Origin of the sequence: Eubacterium maltosivorans (genome assembly GCF_002441855.2) — a bacterium.
GTDB classification, from domain to species: Bacteria; Bacillota; Clostridia; order Eubacteriales; family Eubacteriaceae; genus Eubacterium; species Eubacterium maltosivorans.
In genome coordinates this window covers 1,842,461-1,861,433 of sequence record NZ_CP029487.1, presented here as the reverse complement: position 1 = coordinate 1,861,433, position 18,973 = coordinate 1,842,461, and the positions used below count along the sequence as shown (strand labels likewise).

The window sequence follows — 18,973 nt, the reverse complement described above, 5'->3', positions numbered from 1 at the left end:
GAATGCAATGAGAATGACAACCTTATGACAGACCATTCAGAGAGGGAACGGTTGGTGTGAGTTTCCATGGAAGTGATAAGGCCGCCCCATTTGAGCAGCGGTTCTGAAATCAGGAGAGTGTAAGAACCGACGGCTGACAGACCGTTATTTGTTTGAGTGAGCAAAGCGCCGCTTTGCTAATTTGGGTGGTACCGCGGAAATCAACTTCGTCCCTGTTTGCAGGGGCGGAGTTTTATTTTTTTACTCAAAGCATCAAGTATAAACAAAAACAAATTCATAAAAGGGAGAACGAAAACATGCAACCTTTAGGTTTAAACGAAATTCGTGAAAAGTTTTTAGCGTTCTTTGAGAGCAAAGGACATTTAAGATTAAAGAGCTTTCCACTGGTGCCGATCAATGACAAGAGTCTGCTTTTGATCAACTCCGGGATGGCTCCGATGAAGCCTTATTTTACAGGCGATGAGATTCCGCCGAGAAAACGGGTAACCACCTGCCAGAAGTGTATCCGTACCCCAGACATTGAAAATGTGGGAAAAACCGCCCGCCACGGTACCTTCTTTGAAATGCTCGGCAACTTTTCCTTTGGAGATTACTTTAAAAATGAAGCCATTCCATGGGCATGGGAATTCTGTACCGAGGTCATGGAAATGGACCCGGAAAAAATCTATGTCTCCATCTATTTAGACGATGACGAAGCCCATGATATCTGGCATGACGAAATCGGCGTGCCGGAAGAACGGATCGTCCGTCTCGGAAAAGAAGACAATTTCTGGGAACATGGACTGGGACCATGCGGCCCCTGCTCCGAGCTTTACTATGACCGCGGAGAAGAATATGGCTGCGGCAGCCCAGACTGCGCTCCGGGCTGCGAGTGCGACCGTTATGTTGAGTTCTGGAACCTGGTATTCACCCAGTTTGACAAGGACGAGGAAGGCAACTACAACCCGCTGGCCAACCCAAATATCGATACCGGCATGGGCCTGGAACGTCTGGCCACCATTATGCAGGGTGTTGACAATATTTTCGAGATTGATACCATCGGCCATATTTTAAACTATATCTGTAAAAAGGCCGGTGTAAAATACGGCGAAAACACACAGGACGATGTTTCCATCCGCGTTATTACCGACCATGTCCGCAGCGTTACCTTTATGATCGCTGACGGCGTTATGCCGGGTAACGAAGGCCGTGGCTATGTTCTGAGACGTCTCCTGAGACGTGCCGCCCGCCACGGCAAGCTGCTTGGCATGCAGGAGCTTTTCCTTTATGATGTGGCCAAGGAAGTGGTTCGCGTTTCGTCTGGCGCTTATCCGGAGCTGGCTGAAAAGCAGGATTACATTCAGAAGCTCATAAAAATTGAGGAAGAACGCTTTAAAGAAACCATCGACCAGGGTCTGAGCCTGCTCGAAAAAGAGCTGGACAGCCTGATCGCACAGGAAGAAAAGGTATTCCCCGGACAAGGCGCCTTTAAATTATACGACACCTACGGCTTCCCCTATGACCTGACTAAGGAAATTGTAGAGGAACGCGGCCTGACCCTGATCGCCAGTGAATTTGAAGAAGCCATGCAGGAGCAGCGTGAGCGCGCGCGCAAGGCCCGTGCCGAAAGCGACCTGGCTGTCTGGGCAGACGATCCCTTTAACCCGCTGGGACCAGACGCACTGGTTGAATTCGTAGGCTATGACAATCTGGAAGCAACCGGAAAAATCATTGGCCTGATCGCAGGTGAAGAGCTGGTGAGCGAAGTACACGCCGGTGAGGATGTTCTGGTGCTGCTTGACAAAACCTCCTTCTACGCTGAAAGCGGCGGACAGGTTGGCGATAAAGGCCAGATCGTATCCGGCGACAGCGTGATCGAAGTAACCGACTGTAAAAAGGGCAGCCTGAGCCGCCATATCCATTATGGCAAGGTGGTTTCTGGAACCTTTAAAATGGGCGAAGAGGTTACGACAAAGGTCAACCGTGAGCTGCGCGCCGCTACCCAGAGAAACCATACCTCGACCCATTTGCTCCAGAAAGCGCTGAAGCAGGTGCTGGGCGACCATGTTGAACAGGCAGGCTCCTTTGTATCGCCAGAACGCCTCCGTTTTGACTTTAACCATTTCCAGCCAATGACTCACGAAGAAAAACGTCAGGTAGAGGAAATTGTCAACAAGGCGATTCTGGAAGCCATGGATGTCGCCATTTTTGAAACCAGCATCGACGACGCCCGCTCTATGGGCGCGATGGCTCTTTTCGGTGAAAAATACGGCGAGGTTGTCCGCGTTGTCAAGGTTGGAGATTTCAGCATTGAGCTCTGCGGCGGCTGCCATATCACGAACTCCGCCCAGGTCGGGATGTTTAAAATCCTGAGCGAAACCGGCGTCGCAGCCGGCATCCGCCGTATCGAAGCGGCCACAGGCATGAACGCCGTTTATCATGTTGAGCAGATGGATGACACCCTGCTCGAAACCGCGGAAGCCTTAAAGACCAACCCAGACCATCTTCTGGAAAAGGTTACCGAGCTGTCTGAACAGAGCAAGCATAAAGAAAAAATCATCAACGAGCTCAAGCATAAATTTGCCGGCAATATGGTGATGGATATCCATCAGAAGGTGACCGTGATCGACGGCGTACAGACCACCATCGCAGAGGTTGAAGGAGTGGATATGGAAGAGCTCCGCAACATCAGCGACATGCTTAAGGACCGAATGGGCTCCGGTATTGTGCTGCTCGGCACCAAGGGTAAGGAAAAGGTAAACTTTATCGCTACAGCCACCAAGGATATTCTCGATAAGGGTTTCCACGCCGGCAAGCTTATTAAGGAAGTAGCGCAGATTGCAGGCGGCGGCGGCGGCGGACGCCCGGATATGGCTCAGGCTGGTGGCAAAAAGCCCGAAAAACTGGGCGAAGCCTTAGAAAAAGCTAAAGAAATCATCAAGAATCAGCTTGACTAAGGGTTTTAAAGAAAAAAAGCTTGTCTTTTGAAGGTTATTGCGTTAAAATAGGCGTAGACCAGTAAAGAGGAGGAATGGCAAAATGGATAGCAATACAGTATTTGATCGAGGGACCATCTTGTTTGACGTGAACAACGATAAAGCCAAAACAATTGATGACGTCATGCAGGAAGTCAACAAGGCACTGATCGAAAAAGGATATAATCCCGTTAATCAAATCGTTGGTTATGTTATGTCTGGCGATCCGACTTATATCACGAGCCATAATGACGCCCGTAACTTAATCCAGAAAATCGAACGCGATGAACTTCTTGAAGAGCTGGTAAAACGCTATTTGAGCAGTATTCAAGAATAACGAGCTTATAGATGAACACAGGTCTTAGGCGAATTTTGACAGTTTGCCTAAGACTTTTTATTTCTATTGTAAAGGGGAGCCGTGGGTCTTTTTTCCAATAGAAATAAACAGGAAACGACGAATGATGGAATATCGCAAACTGGGACAGACGGGGATCGAGGTTTCAAGGCTCTGCTTTGGAAGCCTGACCATTGGCCCGCTGCAGAAAAACAAAACATTGGAAGAAAGCCGCCCGATCATCGAAGCGGCTCTGGAGGCCGGAATCAATTTTTTTGATACGGCCGACCTGTATAACTGCTACCCTTACCTCAGGCAGGCATTGGAGATTAAAAAGGATCTGGTCATCTGTACCAAATCCTATGATTACTCGGCCGAGGGTGTAGCCAAAAGCCTGGACAGAGCTTTACGTGAGCTGGGACGGGACTATGTTGATATTTATATGCTGCATGAGCAGGAGAGCCGACTGACCTTTGAGGGACACTGGGAAGCCATTGAGTATCTTCTGAAAATGAAAGAGAAGGGCGTGATACGCGCCTTTGGCATCTCGACCCACCGGGTTGAGGGCGTTCGCGATGCAGTGGATTTTAACGAGATCGAAGTCGTTTTTCCCCTCATTAACCTAACGGGTATTGGCATCGAGGACGGAAGCCGTGAGGATATGGAAGCCGCGATTCTGAAGGCTAAACAGGCCGGAAAGGGCGTTTTTGGCATGAAGCCACTGGGCGGCGGTAACCTGCTGGCCAGCAAGGAGGCCTGCTTCGATTATATCCTGGGTCTGGAAACCCTGGACGCCATCGCCTTTGGCATGCAGTCCGTTGACGAGGTGCGTTACAATGCGGCCAAGATAAACGGAGAGCCCATCGAGGCAGAGCTTGCAAAACGCGTGGCAGGCGCGAAAAAAAGCCTGCATATCAGCGATTGGTGCGAGGGCTGCGGCGAATGCGCCGCCCATTGCAGCCAGAAAGCGCTCACAATTATTGATGGAAAAGCACAGGTGGATCATTCAAAGTGTTTGACCTGCTGTTATTGTGCGGCCTATTGTCCGCTTTTTTGCATAAAAGTTATTTAGTATTGAACCTGCTGACTTTGGGTATAAAACTGGAAAGAGAAAAATTTATGGCAACAAAACGCATACTCGGCCTTGACGTCGGGGATAAATATATTGGTATCGCAGTCAGTGATCCGCTTGGCATAACCGCCCAGGGTTACAGAACCTGGAAACGCAAAACGCGTGACGATGATCTGGCCTTTTTTACAGATGTTGTGGAGCAGTTTAACGTGACCACCCTGGTATCCGGACTGCCCAGGGACATGGAAGGAAATGAGACCGCTCAGGCCCGTAAGACACGCAATTTCTGCCAGTTCTTAAAAAAACGGCTGAATCTGGAGGTTGTCTATATTGACGAAAGGCTGACATCAAAAGCCTCCGAACGGGTTTTGATCGAAGGCGGCGTGCGGCGTGAAAAGCGCAAGGAGTACATCGATACCCTGGCAGCCCAGATGATCCTACAGGTCTATCTGGACAGCGGTGAGCACACAAATAAAGGATATTAAAGCTGAATTAAGCATAATAATATAAACTAAATTTAAAGAAAACGAGGTATTTAAACATGGAAGACAACAAAATTACATTATTAGACGAAGACGGTGTAGAACGCGTATTTGAGCTGGTGATCAGCTTTGACATTGAAGACAAAACCTATGTCCTCTTAGCAGAAGACGAAGAAAGCGAAGATGTATTCCCATTCGTAATCCGCGAGGATGAAAATGGTGAAGAAACCCTGTACCCAGTCGAAAGCGAAGAAGAATTCGCACTGATCGAACAGACCTACGAACAGCTGATGGAAGAAGACGACGATGACGAAGAATGCGGTTGCGGCTGCGGCTGCGGCGGAGACCATCAGGAATAATAATGGAGCTGAGCAGCTTCCCCATCGTTGAGGGGGAATTCATCTCCAGGCCTAACCGATTTATTGCCCGGGTTATGATCGATACGGACAGCGCCCCACGTGAAATTACGGCGCACGTAGCAAATACCGGCCGGATGCGCGAGCTTCTCGTGCCCGGCGCCCGGGTTCAAATGGCTTTTAATCCGTCGCCAAAGAGAAAGACGGATTTTACGCTGCTGACAGTATGGTACAAAAGCACATGGGTCTGCATACACTCGACCATGGCCAACGCGCTTGCCTTTGAGTTTATGGAAAAAGCCCCGGATGTCTGTCAGCTTAAAAGGGAAGTAACCTACGGCAAAAGCCGCTTTGATCTGGCTTTTGAGCGGGAGGGACGCCCCTGCCTGTACGAAGTGAAAAGCGCTAACCTAGTGGTTGGCGCTGCGGCGATGTTTCCAGACGCCCCGACCGAACGGGGCTGTAAACACCTGGAAGAACTCATGCATGCGCATACAGAAGGCTACGAGGCTGGCGTGCTCTTCGTTGTACAAAGAGAGGACGCCCAGTTTTTTACGCCCAATATTGCCACCGATCCGCTTTTTTCAGGGCTCCTTAAAAAGGGGGTTGAAGAGGGCCTGGTCGTTCGCGCCCTAAGGTGTGTCATCAGAGGAAACACAATTACAATTGATTCAGAGATACCGGTCCGTTTTGACACGGCCGGACGGATATAAAATAATGAAAGGAGATTATTTTGATCGAAACACAACAGAATAAAAACGAAAATAGAAATCAGAATCGTCAGAACCACCGGTCCAAAAGAAGGAACCACCCGCCAAAGCATAAAGATAAGCTTAAAGTGATTCCCATTGGGGGACTTGGTGAAATCGGAAAAAACATGACGGTTTTCGAATACAAGGACGAGATGATCATCGTAGACTGCGGCTTAAAATTCCCAGACGATGAAATGTACGGCATTGATATTGTCCTGCCGGATTTCAGCTATATTGTCGAAAACGCCGATAAGCTGAAAGGGCTTTTTATCACCCACGGACATGAGGACCACATCGGAGGGATTGTCTATCTGGTTAAGAAGCTCGGCATCACGGTTCCCATCTACGCGACCAAGTTTACCATGGGACTCATCGACAAAAAGCTTGTTGAGCACCGCCTGACGACCAAAGTGGACCGTCAGATTGTAAAGGCAGGCGACAGAGTGCAGAAGGGTAGTTTCGAAGTCGAATTTATCCGGGTTAACCACAGTATTGCCGATTCCGTTGCCCTTTATATCAAGACACCGGCAGCGACCGTCCTGCACACAGGGGACTTTAAGATCGACTATCACCCCATCGACGGCGAAATCATGGATTTACAGCGTATCGCCAAGCTGGGGAGCCAGGGTATCGATCTGCTCATGGCCGACAGCACCAACGTTGAGGAAGCAGGCTTTACGCCTTCAGAAAGCTCCGTTGGCGCCACCTTCTACAATCTGTTCAGAGGGTGTAAAAACCGGATCATCATCACCACCTTTGCATCAAACGTGCACCGTGTCCAGCAGATCATCGACGCGGCAGCCAGTTATAAACGCAAGGTCATTATCAATGGCCGGAGCATGGAAAACATGGTAGAGGTCGCCTCTGACCTGGGCTATCTGAAAATTCCTAAAAACATCCTGATTGATATCAAGGATATGAAAAGCTATAAAGACAGCGAGCTGGTGATCATCACCACCGGCAGCCAGGGAGAGCCCATGGCAGCCCTTGGCCGTATGGCCCACGGCGAGCACCGCTTTCTGAACATTAAGAAAGAAGATACGGTTATTATCTCAGCTTCTCCGGTCCCGGGGAACGAGAAGATGGTCTCAGAAGTCATTAACAAGCTTGTGGATCTGGGCTCAGAGGTCGTCTATAAAAAATTTGCGGACATCCACGTATCCGGCCATGCCCGCCAGGAAGAATTAAAGCTGGTCCAGACACTGGTTAAGCCAAAATTTTTCTTACCGGTTCACGGCGAGGCCCGGATGCTCGTACACCACGCCGCCCTTGCGGAAGGTGTGGGAACCGACAAACGCAATATCTTTATTGCAGAAAACGGGTCCATCGTGGAGGTTGACCACCGAAGCTGCAAGATTACCGGCAAGGTACAGGCAGAGCCTGTGCTGGTCGACGGCCTGGGCGTTGGCGACATTGGAAACATTGTACTAAACGACCGTAAGCGCCTGTCTGAGGACGGCCTGTTTATTGTGGTGGTTACCATGCACAAGGGCAAGGCCATCTCAGGACCAGATATTATCTCCAGGGGCTTCGTCTATGTACGAGAATCAGAAGAGCTGATCAACACAGCCCGCGACGAGGTTAAAAAAGCCCTTCTGGCCTGTGAAGAAAAAGGCGTGGTGGATTGGAGCTCCATTAAAAACGAGATCCGAGAGTCCTTGTTCCGCTACCTGTACAGCCAGACAAACCGGAAGCCAATGATCCTGCCGATTTTAATGGAAGTGTAAATTCACAGTTTTTAAATTAAATAGAAATTAGAAATCTTAAGCTTCAGAATATGGGAAAATTTTCCCATTATCTGGAGCTTTTTCTAAAATAATCACTATAATTGTAAAAATTTAGTAACAATTTGATCTAAGATGTGTTATAATGTTGATTAAACGAAAAGAAAGGAACTTAGGGAATGAACGTATATGATGAAGCCAACAATTTGGCCCAGGCTCTTAAAGAATCAAACGAATATCAGAACTTTAAGGCAGCAGAGCTGAAGCTAAAGGCTGACGAAGAACATTACGCAATGGCTCAGGATTACGCGAAAAAGCAAATGGGCCTTCAGACAAAACAAATGATGGGCCAGGAGCTGACAGAGGAAGAGGTAGAAGCCTACAACTCCTTAACAGCGTCCGTGCTGGGCATTCCGATTATTGCCGAATACTTCCAGGCGCAGATGTATTTTGGCATTGTCTTCCAGGATATCATGGATATTATCAGCAAAGCCGTTGATTTAGACATGAGCGGCATGTTTGGCGGCGAGGAAGACGCAGAGTAACTAAATAAATCCAGGGGTACTTTCCAAAAAACAAGGTACCCTTTTTTTGAGTAAATCCCCGTAATTGAGGTGAGTAAATGAAAATTAGATTAACACAGGGCGAAGCGAAGAAAGAGGCTTCGGAGCCTAAAAAACAGGGCCGTCAGACACAAAAGTGGACAGCCCAGTCAACCGAGGTGGAGATGCATAAAAAGCGCGCAAACGCCAAGCGTCCCGCGGGTGGAAGCACCCAGACAGCACCAAAGAAAAAAACACAGCAGCGCCCGGCAGCAGAGGGAGCAGTAAAACGCCGCCCTGCAGAAGGCAGCAAAGCACAGGAACGCAGGGAAGCCACCCGCCCGGCGGGCTCAGGCGCCCCGAAGCAGAGAGCTGCAGGCCAGAAAAAAGGCCAGTCTGCCCAGAGGGCAGGCAGCCCGGGCACTGCCAAAAAGAAACGACCGGTGCAGCAGCAGCCTGCCGAAACACGCCGGAGAAGAGAAGCAGAGGAAATGGAAGCACCTGTGAGAAGAAAAAAAGGCGGACTTAAGTACAAGCTGCCCATCGTGATCGCGGCCGTTGTGCTGATTGTCGTTATCGCCATTTTTGCAGGACGAAGCTTCTACAACGCCATGCTGGAACCCACAGGAACCAGCACAGAAACCATGATCGTCGAAATTCCAGACGGCTCCACCATCAAAGACGTTGGCGAGATCCTTTACGATCAGGGCCTGATTAAAAACACCATGGTCTTCCAGAGCTACGCGGGACGCCACAGCCGTGGCACAAGCGGCATGCAGGCCGGAAATTATGAAATGAACCATGCCATGTCCGTCCCGGACATAGTGAACAAGATGCTGGACGGTGATGTCTACAGCGGCGCGATCCCAGTACTCCTGTCCGAGGGCAAGAATATCAACGAGATGGCCCAGATACTGGAAAAACATAATATCTGTACCTCAGCGGCCTTTATCAGCGAAACCAAGAAGCTGGGCGAATACAAAGCCCTGTATCCGATTTTGAGCAGTATTCCAGACGATAAGAACCGGACCCTTGAGGGCTACCTGTTCCCAGATACCTACGAGATCGAGCCTGGCAGCACTGCGTCCGATGTTGTGAAAAAAATGCTGGACCGTTTTACCGAGGTTTATAATCAGGACTTTATGCAGCAGACCACCGAAAAGGGCAAAAGCGTGGATGAGATTGTCATTATGGCGTCTATCGTAGAGCTTGAAACCAAGCTGCCTGAAGATAAGGCCAATGCCGCCAGCGTTTTCTATAACCGTATCGCCCAGAATATGCCTCTGCAGTCCGACATTACTGTGGACTACGCACTGGGTAAAAAGCATGCGGTACTGACCGAGGAACAGACCAAAATCGATTCACCCTACAATACCTATCAAAATTTAGGCCTGCCCGTCGGCCCCATCTGCTCTCCGGGAAAAAGTTCCATCGATGCAGCCATCAACCCGGCTCAGACCAATTACCTGTTCTTCGTAGCCGATATGGACTCCGGCAAGCTCTATTTTAATGAGACGCTGGAAGGCCACAATGCCGATGTTCAGAAGTATATGGGCGACTAGAAAGCGTAACAAACCGTGAGTAACATTGTACCAGACTACATAGAAGATTATATCCGCGGCCTGCTTCCGGAGGAGACACCCTTCCTTGAGCGGCTGCGGCTCATCGCAGAGACCAATCATGTGCCCATTATTTTTCCAGAGGTGCGCAATTATCTGGAAATTCTGATTCAAACCCACCAGGTCAAAAGCATACTGGAAATTGGGACAGCGGTGGGCTACTCCGCCGGAGTTTTTGCCCACGCCATGGGTAAAGACGGCCATGTAACCACCGTAGAGCGGGACGACCGCATGATTGTCCAGGCCAGAGAAAACATTGCCAAAATGGGCTATGAAAAGCGGATTCGCTTAATCCAGGGCGACGCCCAGGAAACAGCGGCCAGCCTTACAGGAACTTTTGACATGATTTTTCTGGACGGCGGCAAAGGACACTATATCCATCTGCTTGAGGACTGCCTGCGGCTTTTAAAGCCCGGCGGTCTCATCGTTTCCGACAACGTGCTCTACAAGGGTATGATCGCCACCAACGAGCTGGTGATCCGCAGGAAGATCACCATCGTCAAGCGGATGCGAAAATACCTGGACGCCATCAGCCACGATCCCAGGCTCATGACCACCGTGCTGCCTCTGGGTGATGGATTGGCAGTGAGCGTTAAAAAGGCAATTGAGAATGGAAAAGGTGAATATGCAACCGATGAGGATGTTTTTGCGGAGGATGAAGCAGTAGAAAATTGAGGAAAAAGAAATATAGCTTTATTGATACTGAAAAGACATTGCAACTTTTGAGTTAGGATGATATAATAGAGGAAGAAAAGGGACACCGGCAACGGCCCGCCCCTGTGTGTAAAGGTTTGGACCGCTATGGCTTGCAGGCGCTAGCGGTCTTTTCCATTTCGGATCAGTTCAAGAATGAACACAATTAACGTTAAAACAAGTATTAATTGGTTGCTATCCATCCCATCACCCCCATTTCTGGGGCTGGATTAGACCGTGCCAGTGCCACAAGGACCGAATGTCCCGTGGGATAATTATAACATTTTCTAATTCAGAACACAATCATCAGGCGCTCGCCAGAGCGCTTTTTATTTTTGCATTTCATGGGAATTTGCTATATACTATAGAGATGAAAATCACGAAGGAGAACATAAATTGAGAAAAAAACCTGAATTGCTCGCCCCGGCGGGGAATTTTGAAAAATTGAGATATGCCCTGCACTACGGCGCCGATGCAGTTTACTGTGCAGGAAAACGCTTTGGCCTGAGGGCAGGGGCTGGTAACTTTGAAATGGAAGAGCTTGAGGAAGCTGTCCGTTATGTCCACGAAAGAGGCAAGCGCATCTACGTTACCCTGAACATGATCCCCCACAACCGCGACCTGGAGGGGCTTCCAGAATATGTTCATGCCCTGAAAGCCATGGGCGCAGATGCCGTACTGGTGGCAGACCCCGGCGTTTTTGCCATTGTGCGTGAGACCGAGCCAGAGCTCAAGGTCTCCATCAGTACCCAGGCCAACAATACCAACTGGAAAACCGTGGAGTTCTGGTATCACCAGGGCGCCCGGCGCATCGTGCTGGCCCGGGAGCTCAGCCTTGAGGAAATGCGGACCATCGTGGAAAAAACACCCGCCGACATGGAGATCGAAACCTTTGTGCACGGCGCTATGTGTATCTCCTATTCTGGCCGCTGCCTGCTGAGCCATTACATGACCGGCAGAAACTCGAACCAGGGCGACTGCGCCCACCCATGCCGATGGAAATACCACCTCATCGAGGAGACAAGACCAGACGAGGACTTTAGCATAGAGGAAGACGAAACCGGCTCCTTTATCTTTAATTCCAAGGACCTCTGCCTTATCGACCATATTCCAGAGCTCATGGACGCAGGCATCGACAGCCTCAAAATTGAGGGCCGCATGAAAAGCCTTTACTATGTGGCCACCGTGGTACAGGCCTACCGCCAGGCCATCGATTATTATTACGACCATCCCGAGGAGAGCGTCGTCGATCCCAAATACTTCCAGGAGCTGTGCAAGGTCAGCCACCGTAATTACACCACCGGCTTCTTTGAGCATAAGACCACAGCCGATGACCAGAATTACGGCACCAGCAGCTACACAAGACTTTATGACTTTGCCGGTGTAGTACAGTCCTACGACCCCGAAACCCGTGAGGCCGTCATCCAGCAGCGCAACAAAACCACGGTGGGCGAAACCATCGAGGTCATGGTGGCAGGCTCGCCGGAGGGCTACTACGTCCAGCAGGTGGGCGAGATGAAGGACGAAAAAGGCAACGCCCTCGAATCAACCCCCCACCCCAAAATGCTCTACACCATGAAGATGGATAAGACCGTCAAGCCCATGGATATTATCCGAAAAAAAGAGCTTTAAGCTAAAAGATAACCAGACCTAAAAGACCGCATACCGATACGTGTATGTGGTCTTTTTTTAATTAAAGTAACAGGTGGTGTCCCATGTAAAATCAGAAATGACAGAGATTATGATTATGCTATAATAGGACACGAGATAGGATGAGAGGCGTACAATGCTAAAGGTGAGCGCTTAAAAAGCTAGACTGAAAAACGAATCTGCGGCGTTCTTTTTTTTCATATTTTTTTACCATGTTGAATATACTACTGGTATATTTTATTTTTCTGTTTATATCTTAAAGATTCTTTTTTCATATTTTCATCAAAAAAAATTTTATTTACAAATAATCAGAGCATAGTACGATATAAGGAAAAGTTATTAAAAAAAGAACAAAGACGCAAAATATACTCTTTTGCGTCTTTGTTGAGCAGATTTTTAACTTTATAACTATTATAACGTTAAGTTAAAAAAATTGCCAGTGTTTTTTTTATAAATTTAAAAATTTTTTAATAGCTGAACTAAGGAGCAGAAATGATGATTAAAGATACTATCACTTTATTAATGAGAAAATTTTTCAAAAAACAGGTTTCCATTGCTGTATTATCTGTGAAGTGGCTAGACTTGAAACGCTGTGAAGGAAAAGTCAAAGCTGTTACACTACAGAATTATAACCGTCAAATTAATCTGCACATCAACCCTATTTTAGGATTTTATGATGTTTCATCGGTTAGTGAAGAAGTTATTCAAATGTTTATAGAGATTCTCATGAAGGATAAGGGGTTAAACCCGACGACTGTCCGAAATATTGTTGGTCGTTTGTCAGAAATAATGAATTTTGCCGTAAAGGAGGGTTTGATTTATAACAATCCTTGTACCCTAGTGCTGTTGCCTAAGGGTAAAAATAAGAAAGGAAAAGCATTGACATTGGAAGAGAAGATAAGTTTGGAAAAAGTGTTGTCGACTCAAAAAATACCGCAAAATATAGCAATTCAGCTTGCTCTTTATGCGGGACTGAGAATATCCGAAATCACAGCATTACGATGGAAAGATATCGATTTTAAGCAAGGATTTATTCATGTACAGCATAGCTTTAAAAGAATACAGACCAATAATAAGGAACAGAAAACCATTTTACATTTGGGTACACCAAAATCTCAGAATTCAGTGAGAGCAGTTCCGATGAACAGGCAGATAAAAGCATGCCTCGAGGACTACTACAAAGTTTTAAACGACATCCAGGCCCAAGATGAAAGCTTTGTTGTCGGAAAAAAGAATGGAAGTTTTTATGATGTCCGCGCAATTCAAAGGCATTTTGTTAAACTATGTAAAATAGCTGGAATTGAGCACTGTCATTTTCATGATTTACGGCATACCTTTGCGACAAATGCAAAAGAAAGTGGCATTGATATCCAATTGATCAGTGAAATTTTAGGACATGCCCATACTGCAACAACCATGAATATTTACCTACATCCCAGTGATACATATAAAAAAGAAGAGATTAAAAAAATGGATCAAATTCCTGAAAATGAATATTTAAAAGTTAAAAGTATCATAGAGAAAATATGTTCAGAAGCGGTGTAAAGACGCAAAAGAGTATATTTTGCGACTTTTTGAACGATTTTAGCTGTAATATTATACCCTATCAGGCAAAAAAGAAAAGGATGAAGTGAAAAATGGACCGATCCGTTAACGAATACTTAAGAAAATGTCCAGAAGAAGTTCAACGCCATTGCCAGAGAACCGGAGAATTAATGGAGGCTCTGTTTTGCGAAATGAACCGGGAAAGCGAAATAGCGCTGTGCCGTCTTAACGGGTGCAGCCCCTTTTATTACCACGACATCGGTAAGTGCATCGTACCCAAAAAACTTTTGGAAAAAGACAGCGCGTTAAACATCGGTGAATGGACAATCATGAAACGGCACACGCGTTTTGGCGGAATCCTTTTCGACCAGCTGAGAGAGCTGGCAGAGAGCCCGGAGGCCAGAGCCTTTTGCCGGGTGGGGGCCATGGTTTGCAAATACCACCACGAACGGTGGGACGGCTCCGGGTATCCTATGGGACTGGAAGGAGCAGCCATTCCCTTTGCTGCCAGAGTATGCGCCGTGGCCGACAGCTGGGACGCCATGGTCAGCCAAAGATGCTACCGGGGCAGCCTGACCGAGCATGAGGCTCTGGCTGAAATTGAGAAAGGCAGCGGCACTCAGTTTGATCCGGAAATTGTTGCGGCCTTTCTGGAAGTAAAAAATGTTATTCACAGCAAAAGCATTCGCTGCTTTTCTGTTGAATAGAGAGAGGAAACAGCGCGCGCCAAACAAGCTGTTTCGGGCACTCTCACATCTTTACCTTTTTATCTTTTTGTAATCGCAGAGAGGGCGGGAACTTTTTACACCAGCGTTCGCCTTCTCTGCACATTCTGTTAAAGGTAAAGCGAGGTTATTCACAGGCTAACCTGATGGATATAAAACTGTCTTCAATCTAGTGTATGCTGGCTTTCTGATGATAAAAAAGATTTAAAAAAGTTACAGCGCGGGAGGTGTGAAGAAGAACTGGCTGGCAGGGCGCTCTGAGATTAAAGCTCGGACATGGTTGAGGACAATGAAAAACAGCAAATATGAAAGGAGTTAAAAATGGAGAAACAAATGGATAAAAGAAAGCATTTTTTAAAAACATTGACCATTCTGTTTTTTAGTATGCTGCTTTTGCTGCCAACTTTGATGTTGGAAGGAAAAGAGGCAAGAGCCGCCGGGGTTACAGAGACAAGATCGGCGGATATAAGCAAAGGAAACGTAAGTGTAAAGAATGGAGAGGTAGTTCGTGTATACCAGACGACGCCGACAGCAGAATATAATGTTGATGTTGAAGAAAATGCTACTGCAACGGTTATTCTGGAAAAGTTGAATGTAGTGCAAAGTTCTGAAGTTGGAAAAACTTCTAGTCCGGTGAGAATCAAAAAAAATGCCGAAGCGACAGTACTGCTGAAAGGGAAGAATATCCTAAAATGTTCGCATAATGGTTCCAGTACATTTTATTTGCAGGATGGGGCACAATGCATCATAGAAGATTATGGTAATAACGATGGAGAAGTGGAGGTATCTGCTCAAATACCCGAAGATCAACAAATGAAGAATGTTATTCTTGGCGCGAGCGCTCAGTCTCATTCCGCGTTAACCATTAATTCTGGATCTGTTAAAGCAGTTTCGCGGGATTATGCACCGGCCATTGGCGCAACTGCAGGAAATGACAAAGATGGCGGTTCAACACTGGATTTAACAATTAATGGAGGAACTGTTGAAGCTCAAACGGAAGGCTGGGGCGCCGCAATTGGTACCCAGGGGGATGTACCTGCAAACCAGGAAAATACTGTTAATGTAACCATTAATGGTGGAAAAGTAATCGGTGGCAACTATACAAGAGATGTTTCACCAGAACCAGGGAAAAAAAGAGGCGGCGCTGTAATCGGAACAGGTTATGGCGGTTACGCAAAACAAAAAGTTACACTCAATATTCCAGCGGATTCTACCGCAGATCTTAATTTAACCAGCGCTTATGGCGGAGCCGCTATTGGAGGTTCTGGTAGCTGGAACAGCCAAACGGGTACCCCTAACGGTAATACATCTACGAGTGAGTATGTCGAAGCGAATATTGCGGGTGGGAACACCAAAATTGTAGTTGCCGGACAGGCGCCAGGCATTGGCGTAGGTGCAGGCGCAGCCGCAGACCAAAAAGTAAAGGTGGATATTTCAGGCGGTAATATCGAGACTGTAAATGATGCTTCAACAAATAATGGACGCGGACCAGGTATTGGTATTGGCCTGTTCACTCAAAAGGCAGCGTTCGATTGTAATATTTCGGGTGGTCTTATCAGCAGCCTTTCTATGGATGATGAAAAAGGTATTCCTGTTAATACACCCGCAATCGGAATTGCTGGAAAATATAAAGAAAACACGACGATAACAACAGAGAATGCCAAGAATAACACCTTTAACCTCAATGTTACAGGCGGAACCATTAACGCTGAAACGCGGTCAACGGATACGAGCATTCCAGATATAGGAACCATCGCAAACAATACCTTTAATGTTAAAGTAGACGGTGGATCCTTAAACGCTGTAAATCAAAGAATGGATGTAACGGCTAAGAACAGCCAAAATCAAAATGTCTACCCCGCAACTGTCAGTATCGGTGGAATCACAGAAGAAAAGACAAAAGTACAAAATGCAGCCATCGACAGTAAAGACTACGGAAAAGATTTGACTGCCCAGTCTGGAAAGCTCTATTTATGGACCACACCAGGTCAGAACAAAGTCTTTACGGCAACAGCCGAAAATGATCCAAAAGCCTATACAAGTCAAAAGATAAACCTGGCTTATAACAGTGGCTTTACTTTTGCAGAGCCAAATGTGGTTTTAAAGAAGACCACCAGCCCTGAAGAGTTGGGAAGCTCTAGCATTAAAAGCATTGCGGAAAACAGTGTCACCATGCAAGTGGATGGCGTTACGGCAGATGCGCCAGTGATGCTCCAGGCCTTTGAGCATGGCGCCAGTACACCCGTTGGACAGGCCCAAGCCTACGAAGCCGGTAAATCTGAATATACCTTTAGCGGGCTGACAAAAAACAAGCTCTACGATATTAAAGCATTGGTTAATGAAAATGACAGTTACTGGCGGACTCAAAAAGAAGCGCTGGTTGTCAAACCCTTTGAGTACGCACCAAGCCTGCCAAACGCAAAATTGAAAGGCGCTTACCAGGCCAGTGTGGCCATTGAAGGCGGCAGTTTTACCTACGCGCTGGCAGACGGGGCGGTATTACCCGAAGGCTTATCGTTTAGCACAAACGGCGCCCTTTCAGGAACACCAACACAGGCGGGTACCTTTACCTTTGATGTTATAGCAACCGCAACCGATGAAGGCATTGCTGCCAATAACAGCCGGACCGCATCGGTAAGCCTGAAGGTGGAACCGGTGAAAGTGACTGTCTCTGCTGTAGATTTGGCAGGCCAGCCTTTAAGCTGCGGCTGTGAAGTGACCAGCACCGCCGTTAATGGGAACGCCGCGGTGGGAGATACGGTTTTATTTACAGCAATACCCTGTCCGCTGCACGATTTTGTCAAGTTTAACCTGAATGCCAATGATGTTCAGGCCACAACAGGGTCAGGTAAATTCACCTACTCTTATGTTGTAAAGGCAGAGGATACCGAGCTGAACATGAAAGCCTTTATGACTGAAAGTGAAAAAAGAATTACTAAAATTGAACGCGTTGGCGATGAAAAGAACCTTACCCTTTTTGCAAATGATGAAAAAAATGAGAGCGCAGCCCAGCTAAAAGCGTTTGTTAATAACCAGATTGTTTTAAAAGCGACTTATAACGATGGTGAAGAAAAAATCGGTAAAGCCAGTAAGCTCGGTTTGGGATGGGCCACGAACACGGTCTTTTCACCTAAAGGCGGTACCTACCAGTACAGCGTATCTGCCAGTGACAGCAACGTTACACAAGCGGTAACTGTTAATACGGTGACAGCAGAGCTTAACACCTTAAATGATGTGATACTTCCTGTAAACGCCGAAGGTTATTCGACCATTGCCGAGCTAGGCCTGCCAGAAACTATTGGATGCACCTATCAGGCCGGTGTATCTGTAAACAGTGCAGATCGTGAGCTTGCCATTAGCTGGAGCACAGAGATTCCGGAAAACTTTGGTAAAACAGCAACCGTAGCACCGGTGGTATTTGAAGGAAGCGCTGCTGTGCCAGTATGGGCAACTATTGGGAGCGATGCGGTTTCTGTCAATGTCAACATCAGTGACAGAGTGGTTTTATCCCCAGTGATTTCGATTGAGGATAAAGTTTATGACGGAACGAAATCCGCCAATTTTAAGGAAACACCAGCTTTAGATCCCGAAGCGCTGACCGAGGGAGCCGACGTCCAGTTATCCGGTATTCCAAAGGCTGAATTCGTTTCGGCTGACGCCGGAAAGAACATCCCGGTTAAAGTCAGCGGACTAAGCTTAACAGGTTCAGATGCTGGAAAATATATCTTAGATTTCAGCCAGGCCACAGGTAACATTACCCCGGCGGCCATCACCCTTTCCGGTATTAGCATGGAAGACAAAACAGTGACCGAGGACGGTAATACCCAGACCATTGAAATTAAGGGGACACTGCCAGAAGGTGTAAGCGTAAGCTACAGTTATCTGAGAGAGGGCGCAAGCGAAGCCGTTGAGCTGCCACCAAGTGCTGCAGGAACCTACACAGTTACAGCAGCTTTTAAAACCGACGCCAACCATGTGGTGGAACCACAGACCATGAGTGCAAAGCTTGTGATTGAAGCTAAGAGTGAGGGCCTTGTTCTTGAAGAAATCACCACAGGATTAACTGAGGAACAGGCAGCTGGTATGAACGCAGTTGTTCTGAAAAACGGTGAAGCCATCCAGATTGGCGACACCGTGGCAGTGGGTGACACACTCACCTATCAGCTGAGCGCTGCGGATGTCCGTAACGCTTACGTTCCTTATAGCTTTACCATGAACGGTGAAAGCATTCCCCTGGTAAAATTGGCCGAAGGTAAAGGCTACAGTGCGGAATATACTGTCAAGGAAGGCGATACAGCGCTTAAGGCGGATGCCAAGTGTGTTTTATTAGGAAACTTCAGCGGCGATGACAAGATTAACATTATCGACGCGCAGCAGGTCGCTCAGGCATCTGCATCTGGCGGAGCCCAGGAGGCTGTTAAGCAGGCAAGCGGCGATGTGAACTTTGACGGCAAGGTCAATATTATCGATGCCCAGAGAATTGCGCAGTACGCAGCAGATGTCAATATGATCTTTTAAGCTTTAA

At 47.4% G+C, this 18,973-nt stretch carries 14 protein-coding genes and 1 other annotated feature (1 of these 15 only partly in view); all 14 genes read left to right on the top strand.

From position 1 onward, the window contains the following. Nucleotides 1–217, top strand: a binding site (T-box leader) (it extends 2 nt beyond the left edge of the window). A 79-nt stretch (nucleotides 218–296) separates the two neighbouring features. The 14 genes from alaS to CPZ25_RS08810 all read left to right on the top strand — a co-directional run bounded on the left by alaS (nucleotide 297) and on the right by CPZ25_RS08810 (nucleotide 18,966). After that, nucleotides 297–2,936, top strand: a complete 2,640-nt coding sequence (gene alaS / locus CPZ25_RS08875; protein WP_058693618.1) for an alanine--tRNA ligase — start codon at nucleotides 297–299, stop codon at nucleotides 2,934–2,936. A gap of 82 nt (nucleotides 2,937–3,018) precedes the next feature. Beyond that, nucleotides 3,019–3,291: an IreB family regulatory phosphoprotein gene (locus tag CPZ25_RS08870; RefSeq protein ID WP_096920234.1), complete on the top strand. Its 273-nt coding sequence runs from the start codon at nucleotides 3,019–3,021 to the stop codon at nucleotides 3,289–3,291. A gap of 124 nt (nucleotides 3,292–3,415) precedes the next feature. Beyond that, nucleotides 3,416–4,360 (top strand): aldo/keto reductase, encoded by a 945-nt coding sequence (locus tag CPZ25_RS08865; protein ID WP_096920342.1) that lies wholly within the window; start codon nucleotides 3,416–3,418, stop codon nucleotides 4,358–4,360. A gap of 47 nt (nucleotides 4,361–4,407) precedes the next feature. Next, nucleotides 4,408–4,845, top strand: a complete 438-nt coding sequence (gene ruvX / locus CPZ25_RS08860; protein ID WP_058693619.1) for a Holliday junction resolvase RuvX — start codon at nucleotides 4,408–4,410, stop codon at nucleotides 4,843–4,845. A 56-nt stretch (nucleotides 4,846–4,901) separates the two neighbouring features. Continuing rightward, the gene (locus CPZ25_RS08855) at nucleotides 4,902–5,201 is read left to right on the top strand and encodes a DUF1292 domain-containing protein (protein WP_058693620.1); all 300 of its coding nucleotides are present in this window, start codon (nucleotides 4,902–4,904) and stop codon (nucleotides 5,199–5,201) included. 2 nt (nucleotides 5,202–5,203) lie between these two features. Continuing rightward, entirely contained in the window at nucleotides 5,204–5,911 is a 708-nt protein-coding gene (gene sfsA / locus CPZ25_RS08850) for a DNA/RNA nuclease SfsA (protein ID WP_167495200.1), read from the top strand. Between the two features lie 20 nt (nucleotides 5,912–5,931). Then, nucleotides 5,932–7,677, top strand: a complete 1,746-nt coding sequence (locus CPZ25_RS08845) for a ribonuclease J (protein ID WP_058693622.1) — start codon at nucleotides 5,932–5,934, stop codon at nucleotides 7,675–7,677. A 176-nt stretch (nucleotides 7,678–7,853) separates the two neighbouring features. After that, entirely contained in the window at nucleotides 7,854–8,219 is a 366-nt protein-coding gene (locus CPZ25_RS08840) for a YlbF/YmcA family competence regulator (RefSeq protein ID WP_013381998.1), read from the top strand. A 77-nt stretch (nucleotides 8,220–8,296) separates the two neighbouring features. Then, nucleotides 8,297–9,778 (top strand): endolytic transglycosylase MltG, encoded by a 1,482-nt coding sequence (gene mltG, locus CPZ25_RS08835; protein ID WP_096920232.1) that lies wholly within the window; start codon nucleotides 8,297–8,299, stop codon nucleotides 9,776–9,778. A 15-nt stretch (nucleotides 9,779–9,793) separates the two neighbouring features. After that, nucleotides 9,794–10,510, top strand: coding sequence for an O-methyltransferase (locus tag CPZ25_RS08830; RefSeq protein ID WP_242867508.1), 717 nt, complete (start codon nucleotides 9,794–9,796; stop codon nucleotides 10,508–10,510). A 414-nt stretch (nucleotides 10,511–10,924) separates the two neighbouring features. Beyond that, nucleotides 10,925–12,160, top strand: coding sequence for a peptidase U32 family protein (locus CPZ25_RS08825; protein ID WP_096920231.1), 1,236 nt, complete (start codon nucleotides 10,925–10,927; stop codon nucleotides 12,158–12,160). 510 nt (nucleotides 12,161–12,670) lie between these two features. Then, nucleotides 12,671–13,723 (top strand): tyrosine-type recombinase/integrase, encoded by a 1,053-nt coding sequence (locus CPZ25_RS08820; protein ID WP_096920230.1) that lies wholly within the window; start codon nucleotides 12,671–12,673, stop codon nucleotides 13,721–13,723. Between the two features lie 92 nt (nucleotides 13,724–13,815). Further along, nucleotides 13,816–14,430 (top strand): HD-GYP domain-containing protein, encoded by a 615-nt coding sequence (locus tag CPZ25_RS08815; RefSeq protein ID WP_096920229.1) that lies wholly within the window; start codon nucleotides 13,816–13,818, stop codon nucleotides 14,428–14,430. A gap of 339 nt (nucleotides 14,431–14,769) precedes the next feature. Continuing rightward, nucleotides 14,770–18,966, top strand: a complete 4,197-nt coding sequence (locus CPZ25_RS08810) for a putative Ig domain-containing protein (protein ID WP_096920228.1) — start codon at nucleotides 14,770–14,772, stop codon at nucleotides 18,964–18,966. Nucleotides 18,967–18,973: the final 7 nt, after the last annotated feature.

Excerpts from the sequence above, each read along its gene's own strand:
- alaS (WP_058693618.1), top strand. The coding sequence starts at position 297 with ATGCAACCTTTAGGTTTAAACGAAATTCGTGAAAAGTTTTTAGCGTTC.
- CPZ25_RS08870 (WP_096920234.1), top strand. The coding sequence starts at position 3,019 with ATGGATAGCAATACAGTATTTGATCGAGGGACCATCTTGTTTGACGTG.
- CPZ25_RS08865 (WP_096920342.1), top strand. The coding sequence starts at position 3,416 with ATGGAATATCGCAAACTGGGACAGACGGGGATCGAGGTTTCAAGGCTC.
- ruvX (WP_058693619.1), top strand. The coding sequence starts at position 4,408 with ATGGCAACAAAACGCATACTCGGCCTTGACGTCGGGGATAAATATATT.
- CPZ25_RS08855 (WP_058693620.1), top strand. The coding sequence starts at position 4,902 with ATGGAAGACAACAAAATTACATTATTAGACGAAGACGGTGTAGAACGC.
- sfsA (WP_167495200.1), top strand. The coding sequence starts at position 5,204 with ATGGAGCTGAGCAGCTTCCCCATCGTTGAGGGGGAATTCATCTCCAGG.
- CPZ25_RS08840 (WP_013381998.1), top strand. The coding sequence starts at position 7,854 with ATGAACGTATATGATGAAGCCAACAATTTGGCCCAGGCTCTTAAAGAA.
- mltG (WP_096920232.1), top strand. The coding sequence starts at position 8,297 with ATGAAAATTAGATTAACACAGGGCGAAGCGAAGAAAGAGGCTTCGGAG.
- CPZ25_RS08820 (WP_096920230.1), top strand. The coding sequence starts at position 12,671 with ATGATGATTAAAGATACTATCACTTTATTAATGAGAAAATTTTTCAAA.
- CPZ25_RS08815 (WP_096920229.1), top strand. The coding sequence starts at position 13,816 with ATGGACCGATCCGTTAACGAATACTTAAGAAAATGTCCAGAAGAAGTT.
- CPZ25_RS08810 (WP_096920228.1), top strand. The coding sequence starts at position 14,770 with ATGGAGAAACAAATGGATAAAAGAAAGCATTTTTTAAAAACATTGACC.